General features: G+C 61.3%; 18 protein-coding genes. 7 read left to right on the plus strand and 11 right to left on the minus strand.

Annotated elements, in window-relative coordinates; translation table 11 throughout:
- Nucleotides 1-129: 129 nt before the first annotated feature.
- From BA011_RS00230 to BA011_RS00245, 4 genes are all read right to left on the minus strand, one after another.
- Entirely contained in the window at nt 130-1,053 is a 924-nt protein-coding gene (locus tag BA011_RS00230; RefSeq protein ID WP_065278994.1) for a pirin family protein, read from the minus strand.
- 135 nt (nt 1,054-1,188) lie between these two features.
- Entirely contained in the window at nt 1,189-1,956 is a 768-nt protein-coding gene (locus tag BA011_RS00235; protein ID WP_065278995.1) for an SDR family NAD(P)-dependent oxidoreductase, read from the minus strand.
- A gap of 86 nt (nt 1,957-2,042) precedes the next feature.
- Nucleotides 2,043-2,294: an exodeoxyribonuclease VII small subunit gene (locus tag BA011_RS00240; protein WP_003545921.1), complete on the minus strand. Its 252-nt coding sequence runs from the start codon at nt 2,292-2,294 to the stop codon at nt 2,043-2,045.
- 2 nt (nt 2,295-2,296) lie between these two features.
- Nucleotides 2,297-3,232: a histone deacetylase family protein gene (locus BA011_RS00245; RefSeq protein ID WP_065278996.1), complete on the minus strand. Its 936-nt coding sequence runs from the start codon at nt 3,230-3,232 to the stop codon at nt 2,297-2,299.
- A gap of 287 nt (nt 3,233-3,519) precedes the next feature.
- Between BA011_RS00245 and BA011_RS00250 the strand changes: the two genes are divergently transcribed.
- Nucleotides 3,520-3,921, plus strand: coding sequence for an acyl-CoA thioesterase (locus BA011_RS00250; protein ID WP_065278997.1), 402 nt, complete (start codon nt 3,520-3,522; stop codon nt 3,919-3,921).
- Between the two features lie 124 nt (nt 3,922-4,045).
- Here the strand turns inward: BA011_RS00250 and BA011_RS00255 are convergent, their stop codons facing one another.
- The 6 genes from BA011_RS00255 to BA011_RS00280 are packed head-to-tail and all read right to left on the minus strand — an operon-like array spanning nt 4,046 to nt 10,121.
- A complete protein-coding gene (locus BA011_RS00255; protein ID WP_065278998.1) occupies nt 4,046-4,717 on the minus strand; it encodes a flavin reductase family protein in 672 nt (223 codons plus the stop codon).
- A gap of 1 nt (nt 4,718) precedes the next feature.
- Nucleotides 4,719-6,143, minus strand: coding sequence for a M24 family metallopeptidase (locus tag BA011_RS00260; RefSeq protein ID WP_065278999.1), 1,425 nt, complete (start codon nt 6,141-6,143; stop codon nt 4,719-4,721).
- Between the two features lie 45 nt (nt 6,144-6,188).
- Nucleotides 6,189-7,010 carry an ABC transporter permease gene (locus BA011_RS00265; RefSeq protein ID WP_065279000.1) on the minus strand — a complete coding sequence of 274 codons (822 nt, stop codon included), beginning with the start codon at nt 7,008-7,010 and terminating at the stop codon, nt 6,189-6,191.
- Nucleotides 7,003-7,830, minus strand: a complete 828-nt coding sequence (locus BA011_RS00270; protein ID WP_012755672.1) for an ABC transporter permease — start codon at nt 7,828-7,830, stop codon at nt 7,003-7,005. Before BA011_RS00270 ends, BA011_RS00265 begins: the two co-directional genes overlap by 8 nt.
- 9 nt (nt 7,831-7,839) lie before the next feature.
- Entirely contained in the window at nt 7,840-8,895 is a 1,056-nt protein-coding gene (locus BA011_RS00275; protein ID WP_210191781.1) for an ABC transporter substrate-binding protein, read from the minus strand.
- Entirely contained in the window at nt 8,892-10,121 is a 1,230-nt protein-coding gene (locus tag BA011_RS00280; protein WP_065279001.1) for an ABC transporter ATP-binding protein, read from the minus strand. The genes BA011_RS00275 and BA011_RS00280 overlap by 4 nt, the downstream gene beginning before the upstream one ends.
- 503 nt (nt 10,122-10,624) lie before the next feature.
- Between BA011_RS00280 and BA011_RS00285 the strand changes: the two genes are divergently transcribed.
- The 4 genes from BA011_RS00285 to BA011_RS00300 all read left to right on the plus strand — a co-directional run bounded on the left by BA011_RS00285 (nt 10,625) and on the right by BA011_RS00300 (nt 14,564).
- Nucleotides 10,625-11,557 carry an ABC transporter substrate-binding protein gene (locus BA011_RS00285; RefSeq protein ID WP_065279002.1) on the plus strand — a complete coding sequence of 311 codons (933 nt, stop codon included), beginning with the start codon at nt 10,625-10,627 and terminating at the stop codon, nt 11,555-11,557.
- A gap of 5 nt (nt 11,558-11,562) precedes the next feature.
- Entirely contained in the window at nt 11,563-12,435 is an 873-nt protein-coding gene (locus BA011_RS00290; RefSeq protein ID WP_065279003.1) for an amino acid ABC transporter permease, read from the plus strand.
- 88 nt (nt 12,436-12,523) lie between these two features.
- The gene (locus BA011_RS00295; protein ID WP_065279004.1) at nt 12,524-13,654 is read left to right on the plus strand and encodes a sugar phosphate isomerase/epimerase family protein; all 1,131 of its coding nucleotides are present in this window, start codon (nt 12,524-12,526) and stop codon (nt 13,652-13,654) included.
- Nucleotides 13,655-13,817: 163 nt separating this feature from the next.
- Nucleotides 13,818-14,564 carry a GntR family transcriptional regulator gene (locus tag BA011_RS00300; protein WP_065279005.1) on the plus strand — a complete coding sequence of 249 codons (747 nt, stop codon included), beginning with the start codon at nt 13,818-13,820 and terminating at the stop codon, nt 14,562-14,564.
- An 84-nt stretch (nt 14,565-14,648) separates the two neighbouring features.
- Here BA011_RS00300 and BA011_RS00305 read toward each other — a convergent pair whose 3' ends face one another.
- The gene (locus BA011_RS00305) at nt 14,649-15,299 is read right to left on the minus strand and encodes a GntR family transcriptional regulator (protein ID WP_026160125.1); all 651 of its coding nucleotides are present in this window, start codon (nt 15,297-15,299) and stop codon (nt 14,649-14,651) included.
- A gap of 163 nt (nt 15,300-15,462) precedes the next feature.
- Between BA011_RS00305 and BA011_RS00310 the strand changes: the two genes are divergently transcribed.
- The gene (locus BA011_RS00310) at nt 15,463-16,887 is read left to right on the plus strand and encodes a malonyl-CoA decarboxylase (RefSeq protein ID WP_065279006.1); all 1,425 of its coding nucleotides are present in this window, start codon (nt 15,463-15,465) and stop codon (nt 16,885-16,887) included.
- Nucleotides 16,884-18,398, plus strand: a complete 1,515-nt coding sequence (locus tag BA011_RS00315; protein ID WP_065279007.1) for a malonate--CoA ligase — start codon at nt 16,884-16,886, stop codon at nt 18,396-18,398. The genes BA011_RS00310 and BA011_RS00315 overlap by 4 nt, the downstream gene beginning before the upstream one ends.
- Nucleotides 18,399-18,413: the final 15 nt, after the last annotated feature.

The following is an 18,413-nucleotide window of genomic DNA, read 5'->3' on the forward strand; positions in this document are numbered from 1 at the left end:
TTATTCGATTAGATTGCGGCAAAACAAGTGCATTTCAGGAACCGAAGCTTTTCACCTTAGAGCATGATGCCGGAAAGTGTGAACGGTTTTCGGAGTATATCCTGGTCTATTTCTCTCATTTCGTGTCGCTCAGCCCTCCGGCAAAGGCACGAATTCCTCTTCATCCCCCGGCACGATATCGAAGCGGCCGCTACGCCATTCTTCCTTGGCCTGTTCGATCCTTTCCTTAGAGGAGGAGACGAAATTCCACCAGATATAACGTTTCGAATTCAGCGCCGCGCCGCCGAAGAGCATCAGGTGACAGCCATCGCGGCCGGCCTCCAGCGTGATCGCATCGCCTGGCCGGAAGACCAGCAGCTGGTCGGCGGCGAAGCGGTCGCCTGATATGACGACCTCGCCCGAGAGCACATAGACGGCGCGCTCTTCATGAGCCGAGCCAAAGGGAAATTTGGCGCCCGGCTGCAGGTCGAGATCGACATAGAGCGTGTCGGAGAAAACGCCGACGGGGGATGCCATGCCTTCGAACGAGCCGATGACCACACGCCCGCGCACGCCTGTCGTCTCGATCAGCGGCATCGCGGATTTTTCCGTATGGGCGAAGGCGGGATCGATCTCCTCCTTGTCGTCTGGCAGCGCCAGCCAGGTCTGCAGCCCCGACATCAGCAGCGGATGGCCGCGCAGATTGTCGGGCGTGCGCTCGGAATGGACGATGCCGCGGCCTGCCGTCATCAGGTTGATATCGCCGGGACGGATGACCTTTTCGGTGCCAAGGCTATCGCGATGGCGGATCTCGCCGTCGAACAGATAGGTGACCGTCGACAGCCCGATATGCGGATGCGGCTTGACGTCGAGCGCCTCGTCGGGCTTCAGGATCGCCGGCCCCATGCGGTCGAAGAAGATGAATGGCCCGACCAGCCGCCGCTGCCGGCTGGGCAGCGCGCGGCGCACCTGGAAACCGCCGATATCGCTGGTGCGCGGGATGATCAGGTTCTCGATCGCGTCGCAGGCGAAGGCATCGCCGGGCAGGGGGTCTTTACCGGGAAAGAAGGACATGGGGATCTCCGATCGCTACAGGGCCGCGCGTCATCGCCCACAGATAGCGCCTGGAGCGCCGCGCGTCCAATCGGACGCGCAAAGACGCTCCAGCACTGGAAAGTGCGCCGCGTGCCCAATCGGACGTGCACCCGCTCAGATCGCGGTAAAACCGTTGTCGACGAAGAGATGGGCGCCATTGACGAAGCTCGACTCGTCGCTGGCGAGATAAAGCGCGGCTCGCGCCACGTCTTCGGGTTCACCGATCCGCCCCTGCTGCGCGGCAATGGCGGCATCCGAAACGTCGACGCCGAGCGCCTGCAGGTCGGCCACCTCGCGCAGGCCGTGCGGCGTGCGGATGAAGCCGGGACAGACGGCGTTGCAGCGGATGTTGCGGTCACGGAATTCCACCGCGATGGCACGGGCAAACATATGCACGGCCCCCTTGGTCGTGTCGTAAAGCACTTCCATCGGCGTGGCGGCGACCGCCGAGATCGACGAGGTGCAGACGATCGATCCGCCGCCGCTTGCAATCATCTTCGGCAGCACGGCCTTGGTCATCAGGAACATCGAGCGCACATTGACCGCGTGCAGCCAGTCCCATTCCTCAACGGTCGTTTCGAGGAAAGGCTTGATGACGATCGTACCGGCATGATTGAAGAGCACGGTCACCGCGCCGTAGCGTTCTTCGACACCGGCGACGGCGGCAATGACGGCGGCTTCGTCCGAGACATCGGCGGTCCAGCAATCGGCCTCGCCGCCGGCATCACGGATCTGCTTCACGGTCTCGGCGGCTGCATCGCCATTGCGGTCGATGATCGCAACACGCGCGCCTTCCGCCGCAAAAAGCTTCGAGGCGGCACCGCCCATGCCGGTCGCGCCGCCCGAGATAATGGCGACCTTGCCCTTCAACCTGTCCGTCATTTTTCCTTCCCCTCACTGTTTTGCAAAGGGATCATAGATCGGTCCGAAGCCGATAGCCAAGCGTCTTCAAAAGGGAGTTTGCTGTCTCAGGCGCCGTCGAGCGGCTCGACGCCCTGCGGCTTGCCGGCGCGGTCGAGCCTGATCTTCTCGATGCGGTTTTCGGCGGCTGAAAGCAGGGTCTCGCAATGTTTCTTCAGCGCTTCGCCGCGCTCATAGATCTCGATCGATTCATCCAGCGCCACATCGCCGCGTTCCAGCCGGGCGACGATGCTTTCGAGTTCGGCGACCGCCTTTTCGAAGGAAAGGCCGGACACCTCCGGCTTGGCGCTGTCAGTCATTCTCAACCCTTCATCATTCTCAGAATATGCATGCCCGCCGATTCGGCGAGTCCCTCGAGATCATAACCGCCTTCGAGCAGGCTGACGACCCGGTTCTTCGCATGCCGGTCCGCGAGTTCCAGTACGCGCCCGGTTGCCCAGTCGAAATCCTCGCCGGTCAGATTGATCTGCGCCAAGGGATCGCGGTGATGCGCGTCGAAGCCGGCGGAGATGATGATGAGATCCGGCCGGAAATCGTCAAGGGCGGGCAGCACGCGCGATTTGAACGCCTCGCGAAAATGGTCGCTGCCGACATTCGGCGATAGCGGCGCATTGACGATGGTGTTGTGCGTGCCCTTCTCGTCCTTGGCGCCGGTGCCGGGATAGAGCGGCATCTGATGCGTCGAGCAGAACAGCACCGAAGGATCGTCCCAGAAGATATCCTGCGTGCCGTTGCCGTGATGCACGTCCCAGTCGACGATGGCGATACGCTCGGCGCCATGCGTCTTCTGCGCATGCCGGGCGGCGATCGCCGCATTGTTGAAGAAGCAGAAGCCCATCGCCGTCATCTTCTCGGCATGGTGCCCCGGCGGGCGGGCGGCGACGAAGACATTGTCGGCCCGGCCGGTAAAGACATCGTCCACCGCCGCCATCGCCCCGCCGATGCCAGTCAGCGCCGCCTGCAGGGACTTGCTGCTGGCGTAGGTGTCGGCTTCGATCTGGTTGATCTCACCCTCTTCCTCGGGGATCTCCCGCATGACGGCGGTCAGATGTTCCTCCGGATGGGCCAGCAGCACCGCATCCTCATTCGCCTGCGGCGCCTCTCGGCGCTCCAGCCGCTCGAAATTCGGATGTTCCAGCGCGACATTGATGGCGCGGATCCTATCCGATCGCTCCGGATGGCCGGCGGGCGTGACATGTTCCAGGAAGATCGGGTGTTCATAAAGACGGGTGCTCATGAAGACACTCTATCGGTCGCTTATGTCATGTGCCACAGCAGATGGGGCATCGCCTGACGATTTCAACAAGCGGCCTTGCCGCGCCTTCCGACCGTTCGCCCATCAAACTGTCTCGTTCGCGCCGTTTCCGTCAATCAGGTCCCTTGCAACGGCGCCGCATCCTTTCAGGCGGGTGGAGGACACTGTAACACTTTGAACTATTGCGTAATTCTATCCTTAAACCGGTTCCGGTATAAGCAATTATGCAGTAGTGTTCTCATGGGGAACTCAGTAGGGCAGATCTGTTGATGAGTCAGTCGAAACGCCCGGATGTGGCGGAAATACGCGTGCCGTTTCGCGATGTCGATATGACCGGCCAGATGTTTCTGGCCTCCTATATTTCCTATGCCGAGTCCGTCCTGGCAGGCTTCTGGTCCTCACGGCCCGATGTCGATGACGAACCGCTCTATAGCCCCAGCAAGGTTTCCTGCATGCTGCACCGTCCGCTGCACTATGACGAGCCGGCAACCTTCACCGCCACCGTCGACAAGATCGGCATGCATTCCATCGGCTTCCTCATTTCGATCGACACCGGCGAGGAGCGCGCCGCCGAGGTCGAGATCATCTGGCAGGCCCGCACCCGCGAAGACCAGTCGCCGGCCTCGCTGCCGGAGGAAACGCGCGACTGGCTTTATCGGTTTTTGGATTAGGGGATTCCAAAGGCGAAACGGTTTTCCCGGGAGTTACACGAAGGCATTTCAGTGCCTTCGAGAAACGGGAGCGCTCTTTCCGGCAGCTGAATAGCCGGATTACGCTGGAGTATGCCAAGCCCGGCTACGCGCTGACCGGCTCCGAAACGCTCTTTCGCGAACTCCACTCCTCCTTGGTCTGCGTCTTGATGTCGAACTGGTCGCGCGTCCTTGCGTAGGTATGGCCACCCATTCTTCCGACGGCGTCCATCAGTTGCTGGTCGATATGCAGGTTCGTCGGATTGACTGCATCGCTTCTGACATAGACGCCAAGCACTTCGCCGAGGATGATTTCGCGCGCCGGGCCGACCTGCAGGGTGGTGTGGCGGCGGCATTCGAGTGCTGCGGGCGCTGCCAGGATGCGCGGGCTTCTGACCATCTGTCCCGGCGCCGTTGCCAGTCCGGCTTCCGAGAGTTCGTCGACCTCAGGCCCGAACTTGATGGCGCAAACCTCCATCTGGTCGACAAGGGCGTCATCGCAGATGTGTACCGTAAACTCGCCGGTTTCGCGGATGTTGCGGGCCGTATCCTTGAAACGCATGTCGGCATAATTCTCGACGCCGATGGCGACGATTGCCGGGTCGTGGGTCAGGACGTTGAAGAAGCTGAACGGGCCGGCATTCGGCAGGCCCTCCTTGCTCGCCGTCGTCACCAGCGCGATGGGGCGGGGAATGACCGTGCCGATGAGGATCTTGTAACGCTCGCGCTCGGTCAGCTTGGCGAAATCGAAATGGGTGTGTTGTTTATGATTGATCATGTCAGGCCTCGGCAGCGACGCGGTGGGTTTCAAGCGGGGTATGGCGGCTGAGGTTCTCAAAGCCGTCCTTGGTCACGACATACATGTCGCCGACGTTGCAGCCGGCCGACAGCGGCTCCAGCCACTGCGTGTGCAGCACGAAGACCATGCCCTCTTCCATCCTGTCGTAGTTATGCGAGGAGATATTGAAGCTGTTCTGGCCGCCGGCCATGCCGACCGAATGGCCGAGGTTCGGATTGTGCGGTCCGTGCGTTGCCGGATAGACGTGCATGAGCTTGCGGCCCTGCGCCTCCCAGTCGATGTCCTTCACATACTGATGGGGGATCAGGCGTGCTCCGCCGTCTTCCATCGGCGACCAGTTGTAGGGCATGGTGCGCGCCTCGGCTGAGGTCAGCATGCCTCGCTCGATCATCGGTTCGAAGGCGGCGTTGTTGATATCCCGCATCAGCGCGCCCGGCCTGATCAGCTTCTCCGCCCGCTTGACGCCTTCGGTGCAGGCGGCAAGCACATCCTCCTGGTGGCTGGTGATGTCGCCGACCGCGATCATGCGAGCGGTCTGGGCGGTGTAGCCGCGATAGGTGACGTTGGAAATATAGAGGTTGATGAGGTCGCCCGGGCGGACGATGTGGCCATAGGGCTTGCCGCAATGAGTGCCGAATTCGTTGATGCCGATCTGGTAGCCGTCGCCCGTTTCGCCGCCGAGCGCCATCTGCGCATAGGTGAAGGCGGCCAGGATTTCATGGTCGGTGACGCCTGACTTCGCTACATGATAGGCAGCCTGCGTGCCGATGCTGATCAGCTGGGCAGCGGCGCGGAACATCTCGATCTCGGGCAGCGAGCGGACCTTCTGCATGCGGTCGAGGATGGCGTTGTCGGCGACGAACTTGCTCTTCGGCATCAACTCGTCGAGCGCAGACCAGAAGGTCAGCGACGTGCGGTCGCCGATCCTGCCGATCTGGGCCTTGGCGAGGCCGAGACCGGCGAGAACCTCGGCGCATTTCTCGGCAGTCTTGATGACGGAATCGCCGGGACGGTCGGCATATTCGCGGCCGATCGGTCCGATCTGCCAGATTTCGTCGACGAGTACGGGCTCGCCGCCCGGCGGCAGCAGGACGGATTGGGTGAAGAACGAGAGAAGCACCATCGCCTTGTCGGCATCGGTCGGAATGATCAGCACGCCTTCGCGCATCCAGTCGCAGATATAGCGCAGATAGGCGTTGGACGCGTGGAACCAGCCGACGCTGCCGGCATGGACGATCAGTGCGTCATGGCCGGCTTCGACCGCCTGACGGCGAATTTTGCGAAGGCGATCCTCGAACTCTTCGACAGGAAGCGGCAAGGGCGCGGAGAAGTCGAAATCCGGCTGGAAGTCGGCCAGCAGCGATCCCATCCGATAGCCGCCTGCGTTTGTCGCGCGCATGTTCATGAGTTTGTTCCTTCCAAGTTCAGGCATAGGTCATTGACGGATTGTTCAGGCCTGCCGTGGCGGCGCGAGCACGCGCCGGGCAACCAGCAGTCCGACCAGCGTCACGGCGATCAGAATTCCGGAGATTGCCGCGACGCGCACATCGAGCGATTCCTCGATCAGCGCGAACATCCGCAGCGGCAAGACGGTCGTGCGGGCGTCGGCGAGGAAAAGCGATACCGACACATTGTCGAGCGACTGGATGAAGACGAGGAATGCGCCGGCCAGAATGCCGGGCATCAATAGCGGCAGGGTCACGCGCCGCAGCGTCATGAACCAGCTCGCGCCCATGGTCGTCGATGCCTCGGCAAGCGAGGGATTGAGTCCCTGGGCGACGACGGAGGCGGCGCGGTACATCAGCGGCCCGAAGACCACGACATGGCCTGATACGGTCAGCCAGAGCGACGGCTTGAAGCCGATAAAGTTGGCGACGATCAAAGCGGCAAGGCCGTAGACCAGGCTCGGCAGGACGAGCGGGGCGAGCAGCAGCGGCTCGATCGTGCCGGCGGTGCTGCGCTTCATGCGCGTCATGCCGATGGTTGCCGGAACCGCAAAGATCAGCGATCCGAGGACGGCAAGGCCGGCGATCTTCAGCGAGTTCCAGGCGGCGATATGTTCGGTTGCCGAGCGCACGGGATCGAGCAGCGCCGCATACCACCTGAGCGAAAAGCCCTGCGGCGGATATTTCAATGTCTGCCCCGAGGTGAACGACATCGTCAGCGCAATCACGATGGGCGCCACGAGATAGATGACGCAGAGGCCGCCGAAACCGTAGGCGAATGCCTTGTAGAGGATGACGGGAATGGGATTTTCGCGACGATCACGCATGACCGACCAACCTCCTGTGACGGGACATCATGGTAAGGGCGACCAGCAGGCAGCCGGTGGACAGCAGCAGGACGACGGCGATGGCCGAGGCCAGCGGCCAGTCGAACAGCGTGCCGACTTCGCGGTAGATCAACTGCGGCACATAGACGTTGCGCGCGCCGCCGATGACGGCCTGGGTGACGAAGGAGCTGCTGGTGCTGGCAAAGACCAGGATCCAGCCCGCCAGCAGGCCCGGCAGCATCAGTGGCAAAAGCACGGTGACAAAGATGCGCCAGGGACCGGCGCCGGAAACCTGGGCCGCTTCCGTCAGCTGCACCGGCGTACGCGACAGGATGGCGATCAGCGGCAGGATGATCAGCGGCAGGTCGATCTGGCACATGGCCATGACCAGGCCGAGTTCGGTAAAGAGCAGGCTGGTCGGCATTCCTGTCAGGCCGAGCCCGACCAGCGCTTCGCTGATCGGTCCCTGGCGTCCGAGGATGACGATCCAGGCGAAGGTGCGCACGACATTGCTGGTCAGCATCGGAATGAGCGTCAGGAAAATCAGCACCTGCCGCAGGTTTCTGCCGCCATGCCAGTAGAGGAGTGCGATCGGCACGCCGAGCAAGGTCGTGCCGATGACGGTTTCGAGGCCGAGCCTTGCGGTATTGACGAGGACGCGGAAATTGAACGCGTCGCCGAAGAAGCGGGCATAATGTTCAAGGGTCGCTCCGCCGGGACCGGCGAAGCTGAAACCGACGAGGACGGCGAGCGGCGTTGCGAAGAACGCCACGGAAAGCAACAGCATCGGTAGGACGTAAGGGAAGCCGCTCGCCTTCATCACATCACCTCAACCGGCAACGAGCGCGTCGAACTGGCGGATCCAGCCGTCGCGGTTCTTGTTGATCGCGACCCAATCCGGATAGACCATGGTCTTGATCTGGTCGCGGGTGACATAGGCTTCGATGCCCGGCGTCAGCGCCACGTCCTTGTTGGTCGGGAACATCTCGGTCGGCGGCTCCTTGAGTTGGTCCTGGGCGGCCTTGGAGATCGCGGCATCCATATAGGCATAGGCCGCGTCGAGATTGGCCGTGCCCTTGGTCAAGTGGATATTGACGGGGGCTGCCGGCGAGCCGGTTTCGGGTTGGACGAACTCGGCGTTGAGGCCGAGGCTCTTCAGGCGGGCGACGTTGCCGGTCGAGCACATGAAAACGGCGATTTCACCCTGCTGGAACAGCGTCATCTGATGGTTGGTGCTGTCGACCACGCCCTTTAGATGCTCCGGATGATCCTTGAACAGCTTGAAGACCGCGTCCATGTCGTTGGGGCCGGAACCGAAGATCTTGGCGATCTCGGTATAGGCCATGACGGCGGTGTTCGAGGCAAAGCCGGTCCAGGAAACCTTGCCGCTATAGGCCGGGTTTTCGAAGAGATCGCGATATCCCTTCGGCTTCGGCTTCGGAACGAGATCGGGATTGTAGGCGATGCCGTTGACCTCGATGGTCACGGTCGGGCCGTATTCGCCCTGGAAGGACGGATCGAGCATGCCCCAGTTCTTGAGCTTGCTCGGATCGATCTTCTGGATGAGATCCTTCTCGATGGCGACGGCCATCTGGCCAGGCGACATCAGCAGCGTGTCATAGGGCGGGTTGCCGGGGCTCGCCATGATCTTGGCAAGCTGGTCCTGCGCCATCGCCGGGGCAATGGTCAGGTCATAGCCTGCATCCTTGACCATCGGCGTCAGCACTGCGCGGTAGGCATCTTCCCAGCTGCCCGGGAAAGTGGCGGCAACGGCTCCGCCGCCGGCAGCGCGGGCGGCAAATGGAAGCATGGCCGATGCGGCAACACCGGCCGCCAGGAAACCGAACCCACGACGGGTAATCTGAAAGTCCTTCATCACGTTCACCTCTGTTGAATTGTTTCTTCACTCATGATTTCCGGTTCGGCCGGAAAGGCGTGACACCTTGCGGTGTCGATCTCGGCAAATAGCTGCGTTCCCGGTTCGGGAATGAACGTGGTGGGGCCTCTGACCTCGGAAGCGCGCAGACCGGTGCCGTCTTCCAGAACAAGGTCATGGACGAGGGAGGGGCCGAGCGGCACGGAAACCGTCATGCGTACCGGCAGGGTGCTCTCGCCCGGCTGCGTCGACAGGCGAACCTCTTCCGGCCGGAAGGTGATCGTGACCTTCGAGCCGAGGGTGAAATTCAACCGGCGCGGCAGGAGCAGGGTCCGGTCATCGGCAAGGCCGATCAGGGTGCTCTCGGCATCGAGGCGCAGCACCGTTCCGTTGAGCAGGTTTGCCTGGCCGATGAAGGTGTTGACGAAAAGCGTCTTCGGGCGATCGTAGACGGTCATCGGCGTGTCGATCTGTTCGACATTGCCCTTGTTCATCAGCACCAGGCGGTTTGCGAGGCTCTGGGCTTCCTCCTGATCATGCGTGACGATCAGCGTCGTGATGCCGAGCGTCTTCTGCAGGTGAAGCAGCTCGACCTGCAGATCGAAACGCAGGGCGCGGTCGAGCGCGCCGAAGGGTTCGTCGAGAAGCAGAAGGGAGGGGCGCCCGGCGATGGCGCGGGCGACGGCGACGCGCTGCTGCTGTCCGCCGGAGAGTTCGCGCGGCAGGCGGTTGCCATAATCCTTGAGCCTGACGAGAGACAGCATCTCCTCGACGCGCGCCTTGCGCTCGGTGCGAGGAAGCTTCTGGCAGGCGAGCGGATAGGCGATGTTTTCTGCGACCGTCAGATGCGGAAACAAAGCATAGTTCTGAAAGACCATGCCGACGCCGCGCGAGCGGGCCGAGACATTGGCGAGGTCCTGATCTCCCAGCTCAATCCTGCCGTTCTTCGGCTGGATCAGCCCGGCGATGGCGCGCAGTACGGTCGACTTGCCGCAGCCGCTCGGCCCGAGCAGGGCAACGATCTCGCCAGCCTCGATATCGAAGGCCACGTCGCTGATGGCATTCTGGCCACCATAGCTGTGTGTGAGGCCCTGAACGCTGAGCCGTTTGCGTTCAGCCATATTCGGTATGCCTGGCATAGGGCCTCCCTGGTTCTGGGTCACGGATTGCTGCGCGGTCTCCGGCACAAGACGGAGATGCGGTCCGGCGAGAAATTTTGCGTCGAGCTTGTTCATGAGAAACGAACTGCAAGCGGCGTGCCAGTTTTGCCGTTTGTCGTTGACGACGCTACCAAGTCTATGAAAATAAATCGATATTTTTGACTTATAAAGTTTCGAAAGTTTGTAATAATAATCATTCGATTTGAAATTCGAAGTTACTTTTGTATAAATTTTCGCCAGTGCCGTATATTAAATGGGCATCAGATAGAACTAGCCACGGCCCCTGAACGGGCGATCAAGCGCCGAAAAGGTTGGGTTTTGGCATCTGAACAGGTGTTTTTGGGTCTTGTGGGCGAATGAGACGGTCAAAAGTGATGCGGCAGGGCCGGGGAGCGTAAAAATTGTGCATTATACGTTCGAAACTTCATGCGAATTATATTGCGAAACTGTATCCGAAATGTTGTCATCAACAAAAATCCTATTGATATCAGATAATTATTGACGCGCCACTGCAGGTGGCACGGCGATTGCATGGGTGATCCCGAGAATTCACCGATACAAAAATGACAGGGGATCACATGATGCGCATTCAGAAAATCTTGAAGGCCGGAGTTGCCGGAGCGATGGTCACTTTGATCGCGGCCTCTGCTTATGCTGCCGGCGGTGCCGCCGAGAAGATGACGGCCGATGCCGATGTCGCCAAGCTCCCCGGCGTCGTCCTCACGCAGAAACTGGCCGATGGGCTGCCGCCCTCCATCAAGTCATCGGGCGTGCTGAAGGTCGCGACCGACCTGACGCCGCCGATCAGCTTTCATGGCGAAGACGGCAAGCTGATCGGCATTGATGCCGATATCGCTGCCGCACTCGGCGTCATCCTGGGTGTCGATGTTGAAATGACCGATGTCGGCGCGGGTGCGGCCATCGTGCCCTCTATATTGGCGAAGCGCTTCGACATCTCGATCTCTGGGATCAACGACGATCCGGAGCTGGAAAAGCAGGTCGACGTCATCGACTACATGTATGACGCGACGACGATCATGACGATCAAGGACAATCCTCTCGCCATCAAGGGCATCGAGGATCTGTGCGGCAAGAAGGTCGCCGTTCCCGTCGGTACCTTCCAGGCGAAAATGGTCGAGGCGGCATCGGCCAAATGCGCGACGCCGGTCAATATCATGTCGATCCCGAAAATGCCGGATGTGCTGCAGGCCGTCCGCACGGGGAGGGCTGACGCCACGGTCAATGGTTACGCCACCAGCGTCTACACCACCGAACACCAGAGCGGAAACGGCAAGGGTCTGCAGGCGCTGCCGGATATCCGCCTTGCCGTCGGTTATCTCGGCATGCTGACGGCCAAGGACAATCCGCAGCTGCGTGACAGCGTCGTTGCCGCCTTGCAGCAGATGGTGGATTCCGGCGCCTACGAGACCATCATGAAGAAGTGGAGCCTCGGACCACTGGCCGTGAAGACCGTCAAGGTCAACGATGCCGCCAGCATGCCTGCGGATTGACGCCGATGGCCCTGTTTCAAGCGTCACCCATATCGCTCTCCCTTGCGCCATCGGTCGGAAAACCGATGCGTTGGGGGCAGATCGCAACCGGTGCCATCGCGATTTCAGCGCTGGCCTTCTTCGCGCTCATCGTCGGGCAGAGCCAGAGCATCCAGTGGTCCGAGATCCCCCGCTATCTGGTGGATCCTTCGATCCTGCGCGGCGTGCTGCTGACGCTTGAGCTGACGGCTGGCGCCATGGTGTTCGGCATCCTGCTCGGATGCCTGCTGGCGCTGATGGCGACGAGCCAGAACCTGGTCCTCAAGGTGATCGCCGCCGGCTTCGTCTGGTGGTTTCGCGGCGTGCCGCTGATTGTCCAGATCTTCTTCTGGTTCAATATCGCCCTCTTCATCCCGCAGGTCGGGATGGGAAGCTTCACCATTTCGATCAACGATCTGGTGACGCCGGCCCTGGCCGGCTTCCTCGCACTCGGACTGCACGAAGCCGCGAACATGTCGGAGATCATCCGCGGCGGCCTGGTCGCGGTCGATCGCGGCCAGCGCGAAGCGGCCACCGCGCTCGGGCTGAAAAAGACACAGACTTTTCTCACCGTCATCATGCCCCAGGCCACGCGTATCATCGTGCCGCCGACGGGGAACCAAGCCATCGGCATGCTGAAGGCCAGCGCCATCGTCTCGGTCATCGGCATGCAGGATCTGCTGACGCAGGCCCAGGCGATCTACGCCCGGAACTTCCTGGTCATCGAACTGCTGTTCGTCGCTTCGATCTGGTACCTCGCCATCACGAGTGTCGCATCCCTAGGCCAGCACTATCTCGAAAAGAGTCTCGTTCCGAAAGGCCGGACAGCAGGGAAGCCTCGCGCCCCCGGACGGGCGTGATCGCGGATCCGTCGACGTGAATTGAGACCAACAACGAAGGGGTCGCCAGTGCAGCGCGCCCCATCAGGAAACAGCAGAGGAGCATGACATGAAATTGGGAATCGACAGCATAAAGCTGCCCGAGGCAAAGAAGCGGGGTCCGCTGGCAAGCCTTGATCACGTCAAGGAACTTGGGCTCGCAGGCATTTTCTTCAGTACGGCGCTGGACATGAGCCCGGATCTCGACACCGGCCTGCTGCGCGAGATCAGGGCGAAGGCCGACGACCTTGGCCTCTATCTCGAAAGCGGCATCGGCAAGATCAATCCCTATTGCAGCGCCGAGGAACCGGCCCTTCGGGCAGCCGGCGGCGGCGATATCATCGCCGGTTTCACGCGCATGATCGAAGCAAGTGCCGCGATCGGCTGCCACGAGCTTTGGGTCGCTCCGGGCAATTTCAAGGGTGAATATCGCGGCCGGCTGGCCAATGACCGCTTCCGCACCGATGTGACCTGGGAAGAGCAACTGCTCGGGATCGAAAAGGTCCTCCGCAAGCTCGCGCCCGTGGCGCGCGCCAATGGCGCGCACATGAACATCGAAACCCACGACGAAATCACCTCCTTCGAGATCCTGCGATTGATCGAGAAGGTCGGCGCCGATTGCGTCGGCGTCGTCTTCGACACGGCCAACGGACTGCAGCGGGGCGAGCATCCGGTCTTCGCCGCCAAGCGCCTGGCTTCCCATATCCGCCAGACCCATATCAAGGATGCCTATGTCGGGCGCGCTCCTGGTGGTCTCGATTTCCAGACCAGACCCGTTGGCGGCGGCATCGTCGATTTCGCCACGACCCTTCCCATTCTTGCGGAGGCCAACCCGACGCTGAACCTCTCGCTGGAGGTTGCCCAGTCTGTCGCCGACAGGCCGCGCAAGGCCAATCCGCGCCAGTGCATCGAGATCGACGATCCTATCTGGCGCGCCGGCCACCCCGACCTGACGGCGGATGAGCTTGCGGCCTATATGGCGATGGTGGATGTCTATGAGAAACGGGTCGCCTCCGGGGCTGTTCTCGACTGGGAAGCCTATGAGAGCAGCCGCTACGGCTATCCGACCTATGAGGTGCAATCCTACGGTTTCGACGAGGCAATCGCTTTCATCCAGCAATCGGCTCGTCACGTCGAGACGGTTTGCGCCGAAAAGGGCATTGCCCTGTCGGTGCCGGAAAAGAAGCAGAAAGCGGCTTGAGTCCCGAGGCGGTGCCGGCGTTTTTCCATCGGCACCGCCTATCGAAACGCTGGTGCCGACATTATTTACGCAAAAATATTCTTATGGAAATAATTACGGCGCTTGGATATCTGGTGATCGATCGAATCCACGCCGAGCCGCCAGAGGCAATTTGGAGACTGCAATGAGGAAGATGCGCCGTCAGAGTGCCAAAGTGATGACAGCGGCCAATGGGCCGGTGGAAAGCACCGATACCAATGACGATGTTTCGGAACGCATCCGCGCCACGCTTGCCGCCGCCATCGGCGAAGGGGCGCTGAAGCCCGGCACCAAAATCCTGGAGGAAGCGATCGCCGAGCATTTTGGTGTCAGCCGAACGGTGGTGCGCGGGGCGCTCGGCGTGCTTGAAAGCGACCACCTGCTGGAGCGGAAGAGAAACCGCGGCACTTTCGTTGCCGAGCCGAGCGTCGAGCAGGCCAGGAGCCTTTTCGAGGCGCGCCGGAAGATCGAGGGCCTGCTGCTCGAACTGGTGATCGCCCGCGTCACGCCGGAGCAGCTGGATGCGCTGCAGAAGCTGACCGATGAAGAAGAGCACATCCACCACCATGGCGACGAAAAGTCGAAGACGGTTCTGTCCGGCAAGTTCCACATCGTGCTTGCCGAAATCGCCGGCAACCCGGTGCTGACGGAAGTGCTCGCCAAGATCGTCGCCCGGCTTTCGCTGGTCATGTCGCTTTATGAGGAAGACCGCAAGGACGACTGCGGCGCGGACCACCACCGCATGATCGTTGCCGCGCTGAAGGAGAAAAACCTCGCCAAGGCGCAACAGCTGATGGACCACCATCTCGCCGACATCGAGGGTCGCGTGCGCCTGACCGAAGGGCAGGGCGACCGGCACACATTCCTGGCCGTGCTGGAGAATTTTTCCTGATGGAGACCCGCGCGCATCGGATGACGGCTTCCATCGCGCGGGTGTGGGGCTTTCCTGCCGCCTGAGCTCGGTCACGCCGTCAAGTCATCTGACCGCCATGCTTGCGACCAGATCGCTGAACCTCTCTCCCTGAATGCCGACATGCGTCCGCAGCAGGCGGCGGGCTTCATCTCCGTCTCCGGCAAAGATCGCATCGACGATGGCGCAATGTTCTGAGAAGGACGTCGACAGGCGGTTGCGCACGCGCAGCTGGAGGCGGCGATAAGGCCGCAGGCGGCGGTGCAATTGCACACATTGCTCCTCGAGGAATTCGCTTCGGCCGGCTGCGTAGATGGCCTTATGGAATTCCTCATTGTCGTAATAATAGGCATCGCTGTCACCGGCCGCGGCTGATTGCTCGCAGCGGCTGTGGGTGGCCGTGATCGCTTCCCGGGAGGCCTTGTCCAGCCGTCGTGCGGCGAGCGACCCGGCCAGGCCCTCCAGCTCGGCCATCACCTCGAACATCTCGTAGACGCGGTGCGGCCCCGGATCGATGACGATTGCGCCTCTGCGCGGTCGAATTTCGATGAGGCCGATCGCATCGAGCTGCATCAGCGCCTCGCGCACCGGCGTGCGGGAGACCCCGAAACGCGTCGCAAGAACCATTTCGTCGAGCCGCTCACCGGGGGAGAACTCGTTGGAAAGAATTGAGTTTTCAATCTCATCGCGAAGCCATCGGCCGACATTCTCGGACATTCGTTTCAATTTCCTCATACATAAAATCACTTCTTGTATACACGATCATTGACCTCGTGTACGAAGAGTGGCATTCTACATACTACCGGTGAAACCCGACGATGGGAAGCAGCCGTCAAAAACGGTCCGCACCCAGTTGGCCGGTAGAAGAGAGGAGAATGGCATGTCTGAGGCTTCCTTCTTCACCGACATGCTGCAGAGCATCACGGATCGCGGACGCCAGCTTCTGTTTTCCGGCTCGCGCGCCACGCAGGTCGCAGCCAAGGCCGATCTCCAGACACTCTGTGAAATGCTGCTGTCGAGCCGGGGCGAAGCCTCGGGCATGGCGCTTGCGGCCGAGATCCTCGATCGATGGGGCGCGCTCGAGAGCGAGGGCGCGCAGGCATTCCTTGATATGCTGCATGTAAAGTTCGGGCCCGACACGGCCAACCTCGACCAGGCGATTGAAAATTACCGCACTGACAAAAGCTCGGCCGCGATCATTGCTCTCCACCAGGCAGCCGAGCCGCGGCGACAGGAGCTTCTGCGCCGATTGAATCACGCGCCGAACGGCACCGCCAAGCTTGTCCGGATGCGTGAGCAACTGCTTGCTTCCAAAGACCAATCCGCAGGATATCACGCGCTTGACGCCGACTTCACGCATCTGTTCGGCTCCTGGTTCAATCGCGGCTTTCTGACGCTACGACCTATCGACTGGTCGACGCCGGCCTACATCCTTGAAAAGATCATCAAATACGAGGCCGTGCACGAGATCGCCGGCTGGGAGGAGTTGCGCAGTCGGTTGGCGCCGGCCGACCGTCGATGCTTTGCCTTCTTCCACCCCCGATTGGCCGACGAGCCGCTCGTGTTCGTCGAGGTGGCGCTGACACGATCCGTGCCCAGCGCAATCGGAGATGTGCTCGTAGAGGGCAGGGAGCAGATCAATGCCGACGAGGCGACGACGGCTGTCTTCTATTCGATCTCCAACTGCCAGGATGGCTTGCGCGGAATTTCGTTCGGCAACTTCCTGATCAAGCAGGTCGTGGAAGACCTGCGCAGGGACCTGCCTGGCCTGAAGAATTTCGTCACGCTGTCGCCCGTTCCAGGCTTCGCCCGCTGGCTTGCCAAGGTGCGTGCCTCGGCCGCCGACCGGTTGCTGCCGGAAGCGGTCCTCGAAACGCTGACGCTGCTGGATGATCCGAGCTGGCCTGACAACGAGAATACCGCGAGCGAAGTGGAGCGCGTGTTGCTGCCTCTTGCCGCGCGCTATTTCCTGACCGAACGGACGCCGGAGGGCCGCCCCATCGATCCTGTTGCCCGCTTCCATCTCGGCAACGGCGCTCGACTGGAAAGACTGAATTTTCTTGGCGACCGCTCGGCCAAGGCGATGCAGCAGGCCCACGGCCTGATGGTCAACTACCTCTACAAGCTCGACGATATCGTCGCCAACCACGAGGCCCTGGCGCAGCGCGGCGAAGTGATTGCCTCGCCTGCCGTCAAGAGCCTGCTCAACCAGAACGACGAAAGCCGCCGCAGCGGCAATGGCCAGCAAGGCTCCCGGCCATTCGCACAGATAATGAATTCAACGCTTGGAGGAGGGCGAAAGTGAGCAACCATCTTTTCGACGCCATGCGGACGGCTGCGCCCGGTGACGCACCGTTCATCCGGATCGATAGCACGCGCACATGGACCTATGATGACGCGCTCGCTCTTTCCGGCCGCATTGCCGGCGCGATGGACACGCTCGGCATTCGCCCGGGCGACCGGGTGGCGGTGCAAGTCGAGAAAAGTGCCGAGGCACTGATCCTCTATCTCGCCTGTCTTCGAACCGGTGCGGTCTACCTGCCGCTCAACACCGCATATACGCTGGCTGAGCTCGATTATTTTATCGGCGATGCGGAGCCGCGTTTGGTGGTTGTCGCGTCGGCTGCGAGAGGGGGCGTGGAGACAATCTCCAAGCCTCACGGTGCGATCGTCGAAACACTCGATGCCGACGGCAGCGGCTCGTTGCTGGACCTCGCACGCGATGAGCCGGCCGACTTTGTCGATGCCTCGCGTTCCGCGGATGATCTGGCTGCGATCCTCTACACGTCGGGAACGACCGGACGCTCCAAGGGGGCGATGCTCACGCATGGGAACCTGCTCTCGAACGCCCTGACCTTGCGAGACTATTGGCGCGTCACCGCCGACGATCGGCTGATCCATGCCTTGCCGATCTTCCACACGCACGGGCTGTTCGTCGCCACCAACGTCACATTGCTCGCCGGCGCCTCGATGTTCCTGCTGCCGAAGTTCGATCCGGAGGAGATCCTGTCGCTGATGCCGCAGGCAACGATGCTGATGGGCGTGCCGACCTTCTATGTGCGCCTCCTGCAAAGCCCACGCCTCGACAGAGAGGCGGTCGCCAGCATCCGCCTCTTCATTTCCGGTTCGGCTCCCCTGCTTGCCGAAACCCATACCGAGTTCCAGGCCCGCACCGGCCACGCCATTCTCGAGCGCTACGGCATGACGGAAACCAATATGAATACGTCGAACCCCTATGAGGGCAAACGCATTGCCGGAACAGTCGGTTTCCCGCTGCCTGATGTCACGGTGCGCGTCACCGATCCCGCCACCGGGCTCGTGCTGCCGCCTGAAGAAACGGGCATGATCGAGATCAAGGGACCGAACGTCTTCAAGGGCTATTGGCGCATGCCGGAAAAGACGGCGGCCGAGTTCACCGCCGACGGTTTCTTCATCAGCGGCGATCTCGGCAAGATCGACCGGGAAGGCTATGTCCACATCGTCGGTCGCGGCAAGGATCTGGTGATTTCGGGTGGATACAACATCTATCCGAAAGAGGTCGAAGGCGAGATCGACCAGATCGAGGGTGTGGTTGAGAGCGCTGTGATTGGTGTGCCGCATCCCGACTTCGGAGAAGGCGTAACCGCTGTCGTCGTGTGCAAGCCCGGCGCCGTCCTCGATGAAATGACCATCGTCAGCGCCCTCCAGGACCGTCTTGCACGCTACAAACAACCCAAGCGCATCATCTTCGCCGACGACCTGCCGCGCAACACCATGGGTAAGGTTCAGAAAAACATCCTGCGGCAGCAATACGCCGATCTTTACACAAGGACCTAGAGCAATTCCAGGAAA

The sequence above is a fragment of the Rhizobium leguminosarum genome (genome assembly GCF_001679785.1).
Taxonomy (GTDB): domain Bacteria; phylum Pseudomonadota; class Alphaproteobacteria; order Rhizobiales; family Rhizobiaceae; genus Rhizobium; species Rhizobium leguminosarum_R.